Annotated in this window: 7 protein-coding genes; 1 reads left to right on the top strand and 6 read right to left on the bottom strand. The window is 69.2% G+C overall.

The features are described 5' to 3' along the window. From cofG to V6M46_RS05155, 6 genes are all read right to left on the bottom strand, one after another. Positions 1–1,703, bottom strand: a 1,703-nt coding sequence (gene cofG, locus V6M46_RS05180; RefSeq protein WP_332662713.1) for a 7,8-didemethyl-8-hydroxy-5-deazariboflavin synthase CofG, incomplete at its 3' end; no start/stop codon positions are given. 5 nt (positions 1,704–1,708) lie between these two features. After that, positions 1,709–2,695, bottom strand: coding sequence for a TIGR03557 family F420-dependent LLM class oxidoreductase (locus V6M46_RS05175; protein WP_332662712.1), 987 nt, complete (start codon positions 2,693–2,695; stop codon positions 1,709–1,711). A gap of 91 nt (positions 2,696–2,786) precedes the next feature. Beyond that, the gene (locus V6M46_RS05170; protein WP_332662711.1) at positions 2,787–3,782 is read right to left on the bottom strand and encodes a DNA topoisomerase IB; all 996 of its coding nucleotides are present in this window, start codon (positions 3,780–3,782) and stop codon (positions 2,787–2,789) included. A 60-nt stretch (positions 3,783–3,842) separates the two neighbouring features. Continuing rightward, positions 3,843–4,436 (bottom strand): dihydrofolate reductase family protein, encoded by a 594-nt coding sequence (locus tag V6M46_RS05165; protein WP_332662710.1) that lies wholly within the window; start codon positions 4,434–4,436, stop codon positions 3,843–3,845. A 249-nt stretch (positions 4,437–4,685) separates the two neighbouring features. Beyond that, the gene (locus V6M46_RS05160; RefSeq protein ID WP_332662709.1) at positions 4,686–5,114 is read right to left on the bottom strand and encodes an SRPBCC family protein; all 429 of its coding nucleotides are present in this window, start codon (positions 5,112–5,114) and stop codon (positions 4,686–4,688) included. Positions 5,115–5,163: 49 nt separating this feature from the next. Then, entirely contained in the window at positions 5,164–5,865 is a 702-nt protein-coding gene (locus V6M46_RS05155; protein ID WP_332662708.1) for a hypothetical protein, read from the bottom strand. A gap of 102 nt (positions 5,866–5,967) precedes the next feature. Between V6M46_RS05155 and V6M46_RS05150 the strand changes: the two genes are divergently transcribed. Then, positions 5,968–6,861: a glycoside hydrolase family 16 protein gene (locus V6M46_RS05150; RefSeq protein WP_332662707.1), complete on the top strand. Its 894-nt coding sequence runs from the start codon at positions 5,968–5,970 to the stop codon at positions 6,859–6,861. Positions 6,862–6,933 lie beyond the last annotated feature (72 nt).

The following is a 6,933-nucleotide window of genomic DNA, read 5'->3' as shown; positions in this document are numbered from 1 at the left end:
TCGCTGGCCCGGTCGCCGATCTCGTCGAGCGACAGCGTGTAGGCGTCGGCGTCCGTACGTCGTTGGGCGAACGCGCAGAACCGGCAGCCGGTGTAGCAGACGTTGGTGAAGTTGATGTTCCGGTTGACGACGTAGGTGACGTCATCGCCAACGGCCTGACGGCGCAGGTCGTCGGCGAGGGCGGTGACAGCGTCGAGGTGTGCGCCCTCGGCCGTCATGAGCGTCAGTGCGTCCGCGTCGGACAGCCCCGCCGGATCGCGCTCGGCGGCCCGCATCGCCACCGCGAACCCGTCGTCGCCGATGCCGACCAGCGCCGCGTCGCGACCGGGCTGGCCGTCCCGGAGCACCGACCAGTCGCCGTAGACGTCCTCGAAGTCGCTGCGCCGGTCCGTCGTACGCCCGACGGTGTCGATCTCCGTGTGCAGGTCTGTGCGCCCCTTCGAGAGCCAGCCCTCCGTGGACCAGCCGCCGTCGGGCTCCTGCCACGGCAGGCCCCCCGGGATCGCGTCGGCCCGGGCGAGCCCGTCGCCGGCGACCAGCGCCTCGACGTGGGGGCGCAGCCGCGGGTCGAGCCACGGCTCGGACAGGTACTGCGGGTGCGCCGTGAGCCGCTCGGTCAGCGTGAACCCGCGCTCGGCGCACAGCTCGGTCAGCGCGGTGATCTGCGGCCACGGTCGCTCGGGGTTCACGTGGTCGGGCGTCAGCGGGCTGATGCCGCCGAAGTCGTCGACGCCGGCGTCCAGCAGCGCCCGGCAGTCGTCGAGGCCCACCAGGTTGGGCGGCGCCTGCACGCGCATCGCCGGGCCCATCAGGATCCGGGTCGTGGCGATCGCGGCGAGGTACTCCTCGACCTCCAGGTCAGGCGTCAGCCGCATCGCCGTGTCGTCCTTGGAGACGAAGTTCTGGATGATGACTTCCTGGATCGACCCGTACGTCCGCGCGATCCGGCGCAGCTCGAAGATGCTCTCGACCCGGTCGTCGATCGTCTCGCCGATCCCGATCAGCAAACCGGTGGTGAACGGGATGTTGAGCCGGCCGGCGTCCTCGAGCACCCTCAGGCGTACGGCCGGGTCCTTGTCGGGGCTGGCGTAGTGCGCCTGGCCCTTCTCCTCGTACAGCCGCCGGCTCGTCGTCTCGAGCATCATGCCCATCGACGGCGCGACGGGCTTGAGCCGCGACATCTCCTTCCAGCTCATGACGCCGGGGTTGAGATGGGGGAGCAGTCCGGTCTCCTCCAGCACGCGGATCGCCATTGCGCGTACGTACTCCAGCGTGCTGTCGTAGCCCGCGGCCGTGAGCCACTCCTTGGCGTCGTCCCACCGGTCCTCAGGCCGGTCGCCGAGCGTGAACAGGGCCTCCTTGCAGCCCAGCGCGGCACCCTTGCGGGCGATGTCGAGCACCTCGTCGGGCGACAGGAACGGCGCGGGCAGGCGGCCCGGAGTCGTCGCGAACGTGCAGTAGTGGCACCGGTCGCGGCACAGCCGGGTCAGCGGGATGAAGACCTTCTTGCTGTAGGTCACGACGCCCGGCCGGCCGGCCGACTCCAGACCCGCGTCGCGGACCCGCGCCGCCGCCGACATGAGCCGGCGCAGCTCGTCGCCGCGCGCGCTCAGCAGTCCCGCGGCCTCGCGCGCGTCGATCGTCTTCCCGGCGACGGCGCGCGTGACGGCCCGGGCGATCTCGCGTTCGGTGGGAGCAGTCATGTCGGTCAACGGTGCAGCTGGGGGAGGACGTCGCGGCCGAACAGGTCGATCCACTCGCGCTGGTTGCGGCCGACGTTGTGGAGGTAGACGGTGTCGATGCCCTCGTCGAGGAACTTCTGGATCTCGGCGCGGTGGGCGTCGGGGTCCTCGGAGATCAGCATGCGGCCGTCGAAGTCCTCGGGGCGCACCATCTTGGCCATCTCCTGCAGGTCGTACGGGGACCGGATGTCGCCCTTGGGGAACTTCATGCCGCCGTTGGGCCACTCGGTCATGGCGTTCTGCAGCGCCTCCTCGTACGTCGGCGCCCAGGACAGGTGGAGCTGGAGGATCTTGGGCATCGTGTCGGGGTCCTTGCCGGCCTCGCGGGCACCCTCGGCGAACTTGCCGAGCAGCCCGGCGACCTTGGCGGTCGTGGCGCCGGGGGTGATGATCCCGTCTACCTCCTTGCCGGTGCGCTTGGCGGTGATGGGTCCGGCGGTGGCGACGTAGATCGGTGGCTTCTCGTCGAGCGTCCACAGGCGGGTCTTCTCGAGGGTGAAGTACTCGCCCTTGTGCTTGACGTCCTTGCCGGTGAACAGCTTGTTGATGATCGTGATGGCTTCCCACATGCGGTTGAGCCGCTCGGGAGCCTCGGGCCAGTAGCCGCCGACGACGTGCTCGTTGAGCGCCTCACCCGACCCCAGCCCCAACCAGTGCCGGCCCGGGTACATCGCTGCGAGCGTCGCGGATGCCTGGGCGACCATCGCGGGATGGGTCTTGAACGACGGACACACCACACCGGGCCCGATGTCGCCACGCGTACGCTCACCGGCGGCGGTCAGGACGTTCCAGACGTACGGGGCGTGTCCCTGCGCGGGCACCCACGGCTGGAAGTGGTCGGCGGCCATGACGCCGTTGAACCCCGCCGACTCGGCGTGGACGCACAGGTCGAGGAGCTCGGTGGGGTGGAACTGCTCGCCCATTGCCGCGTAGCCGACGTGGACCGGTGCCATGAAGTCTCCATCTGTCGTGCCGATGACCCATTGTGTTCCCTGGGTCCACACGATCCATGACCGACCCGTTTCGAGCAGGTTAGTGGTCCTCCTAGGCGCGGCGCAGGATTCTGAGCACGTCGCGCTCGAGCGTGCGGCTCATCGGGGCCCCGGGCGCGACCCTGCGGTGGTCGGCGCGCACCGTGATGCCGTCCTCGTAGAGGTCGATGATGCGCGGGTCGACGTACGACGACCGGGCGATTGCCGGGGTGTTGCCGAGGTGCTCCGACACGTCGCGCATCGCCGCTGCGATCGACTTCTTGCGCCGGTTCGGCGTGCTGCGGTCACTGCGGGCCAGCGCCAGCGCGGCGATCGAGGTGCCGCGCCAGGTCCGGAAGTCCTTGGCCGAGTAGAGCTCGCCGAGGATCTCCTTGACGTACGCGTTGACGTCGTCGGCGGCGAGGTCCTGCCATCGTCGTCCTGACCTGTATGCCAGCAGTCGATCGCCTCCGCCGCGCCGGCGCCGCAGCGCCTGGAGCACCTCGCGCACGGGCTCGTCGCGCACCGTGACCTCGACGGGCTGCCCCGACTTCGCGGGATAGGAGAACGTCATGTCGCGTCCCGAGACGTGCACGTGTCGCTTCTCCAGCGTCGTGAGCCCGTAGCTGTCGTTCTCCTCGACGTACCGCTCGGACCCGATCCGGAACATCCCGAGGTCGAGCAGGCTGAACGCCGTCGCGGCGACGCGGTCGAGGCTCAGCTCGGCACCGGCGAGGTGGCGGCGGGCTTCCCTCCGGTGCTTGAGCAGCGACGCGGCGAAGCCCTCCATCCGCTCGAACTTCTCGCTGTCACGGCGGGCCCGCCAGTCCGGGTGGTAGATGTACTGCCGCCGGCCCGCAGCGTCGCTGCCGACCGCCTGCAGGTGGCCGTTCTCGACCGCGCAGATCCAGACCTCGTCCCACGCCGGCGGGATGACGAGCTTCTTGCACCGCAGCACCTGCTCCGGCTCGAGCGGCCGGCCGTCCTCGTCGAGGAACCGGAACCCGCGACCGTGCCGGACCCGCGACCACCCCGGCGAGCTCGGTGACGTACGTCGGAGGCGGACCATGGTGAGATCACGCTAGGTGACGGATCACCAGGTCGCATGTCGTCGCGCTCACGCCTGACATCACTCGCGGGCGTACCTCAGGGCGGTGATGCCCGACGGCGTGGTTCGGCTGTCCACGAGTCGCAGCCTGCCCGGCAGCCGCCCGGGGCCGAACAGCTGACGGCCACTGCCCAGCACGACCGGGAAGATGCGCAGTCGCCATTCGTCGACCAGACCGGCATCCCACAACGACCGCAGCAGCACACCGCTGCCATGGACCTGCAGCTCGTCGCCGGGCTGCTCCTTGAGCGTCTGGACCGCCTCGACGAGGTCGCCCTTCAGCGGGAGCGCGCCGGCCCACTCGAGCGTCTGCGGGCTTCGCGACGCGATGTGCTTGGGGGAGCTGTTGAGCCGGGCCGCCAGCGCGTCGTCAGGGTCGGCCACGTGAGGCCAGTACCCGGAGAAGATCTCGTACGTTCGGCGGCCGAACAAGAACGCGTCAGCGTGCGAGAACTCCTCGACCGTGAGCTGCCGGGACTCCTCGTCGCCGTAGGGCTCGGTCCAGCCGCCCAGCTCGAAGCCGTCCGACGGGTCCTCGGGCTGTCCACCGGGTGCGTGACCCGGGCCTTGGACGACCCCGTCGAGGGTCATGAACATCGTGGCGGTCAGCTTCATGCGGGGCTCCTCGACTATTCCTATTAGGAATAAACTAGCAGGGGTGTCTACACGCACACCCGCAACTACCTGTGGCTGTTCGAGCAGGTCATCGGCGAGGCCGCGACGGCCGAGGATGCCAAGGCCAAGCTCCTGGCCGCGTACCCGGACGCCGGGCTCGTCATCGCCGCCGACCTGGGCACCAAGGTCGCCAAGGGCGAGATGACATGGGGCTGAGCAACGAGTCGTAGGCCGCGGACGTCGTACGAGCTAAGGGCGTTCGAGCAGCTCCTTGAGGACGCCGAGGTTCGCCTCGACGGCTTTCTTGACGCTCGAGCCCGCGAGGCCGGCCACCAGCCGCAGGGCGCCCTCGGGCTCGAGCTGCATCGCGTTGGTCAGGACGGTGGACCCGTCGACGGATTCCAGGTGATAGCTGCTCTCGGCGCGGAACGGGCCGAGGGTCCCGCGGATCGCCAGGCGATCGCTGGGCTCGAACTGGATGACCTCGAACGTCTCGACCGCGTGCCGCGGGAGGCTGCGCGTCTGCGTGTACTGCGCGCCGATCCCGAGAGGACCGCTGTCGGTGCGGCGTGTGCTGCTGAGGGCGTGGTTCCACGACGGCAGGTTCTCGAAGTCGCTGAGGAAGGTGAAGACGTCCTCGCGGGAGCGCCGAATGGTCACGGTGTTGGCGAACTGCACCAGGTAAGCCTGCCGTATCGGGGATGAGCCGACACCGACTTTCGCCGGATCAGGTTGCCGAGAACGGCGATCGCAGCAGGAAGCGACTGGTCGGCACGGTGTCGATGTTCTCGGTCGCCCCGAAGGCCGAGGTGCTGGCCACCATCCTCGTCATCCTGTCCTCGAGATCGGCGTCGTCGACGGCTCCGAAGAAGGCATGAAGATCAGTGGTCGCAGCGTCGGGAAACAGCTCCTCGACGATGCCGTCGACGACGGGAGCGTCCGGCGTGAGCGGGCGGACCACGACGTTCTGGGTGTACCCGAACGTCGCCTGGGTGTCGATCGCCACCTGGGTGTGATCGGTCTGCCACCTCGTGAGCCACGTGCCGTGGTCCATGTGCTGCGGCCGGCGCAACAGGGCGACGTTCGCCAGTCCGGGACAGCGCTCGCCGAGATGCTCGGGCGGTGCCATCGGGACGGACTCGGTCACCAGGTACGCCGCGACGGAGTGGCAGTCGCGGGCCAGCAGGTCGACGGCGGCGGTGATCTGCCTGCCGTACGACTGGTGCGTCCAGATGCTGATGACTGCGGCCACCGGCGGCGCCAGCGTCGTCAAGGTCATCACCGAGTGCCGGACCGCGCTGTCGCGGACGTTGACCGTGAGACCGCCCACGCCCAGGTCCAGCAGCTCATCGGCAACGGGTCCACGGATCCGCTCGCACCACTGGTCGTCGGCGTCGTCGGCCCGGACGAGCACCACGACCTTCTCCATGGCCGCACCTTTCCGTTGCCCCGTTGCCCCGTTGCCCCGTGGTGACACAGGCTAAGGGTCGCGGCGCCTGAACGGGGCGGGTATGTCGTAGTCTCGGGCGCCATGAAGTCCCGTTTCGGTGCCCGGCGAGCGTTGGCAGTCGCAGCGGTCACCGTCGGCGCCCTGCTCGCGGGGTGCGGATCCGACGGGAGTGAGGGTCGCCACGGACCGGACTGCGGCGCCAGCGTCGACAAGCCCGGCGGTGGGCACTGGACCTGCACGTTCGTGGACGACTTCCACGGCGATCGCCTCGACCCCGAGAAGTGGGTCGTCCAGAAAACTGCGGTGAGCGGTTTCCGCAACAACCAGGAGTGCTACGGCAACGAGGACAACGTCGTGGTCGGGGGCGGGGTCCTGCGTCTCACGGCGCGAATCGAGGCCGCCCCGTTCACGTGCCAGGATCCCGCTGGCCCGTTCGTGACGCAGTACACCGGCGGCATGGTGAGCACGTGGAAACGCTTCTCGCAGACGTACGGGCGCTTCGAGATCCGGGCCCGGATGCCCGACGTGAAGGTTGCCGGCATCCACAGCGCGATCTGGCTCTGGCCGCAGGATCCCGCCAAGCGCGGAGGCAAGCCGATGGCGGGTGAGATCGACATCGGGGAGTACTACTCGGTCTATCCCGACCGGGTCATCCCGTACGTCCACTACACGCCTGCCGCGCCGGACCCCAGCGTCACCAACAACGACTGCCTCGTCGCCGATCCGTCCGCGTGGCACGACTACCTGCTCGAGTGGACGCCGCGGACGTTGACGATCTCGTACGACGGCAAGAGGTGCCTGCAGCACAGCTGGAACCCTGCGGCACCGCTGACCAGGCCCGCGCCATTCGACCAGCCGTTCATCATCGCGCTGACCCAGGCGCTCGGCGTCGCGACGACCGCGAACCGGTTCGATGCCGCGGCATCGCCGCTTCCGGCGACGATGCAGGTCGACCGCGTACGCGTCTGGAAGTGAGCGGGGCTGGTCGCAGGTGCGGCACTTTCGATCTCTTGAGAGATCACATGGTGCCCCCGACAGGAATCGAAC

Origin of the sequence: Aeromicrobium sp. (assembly GCF_036676885.1) — a bacterium.
In the GTDB taxonomy this organism is placed as follows: Bacteria; Actinomycetota; Actinomycetes; order Propionibacteriales; family Nocardioidaceae; genus Aeromicrobium.
This window is presented reverse-complemented; position numbering and strand designations above follow the sequence as displayed.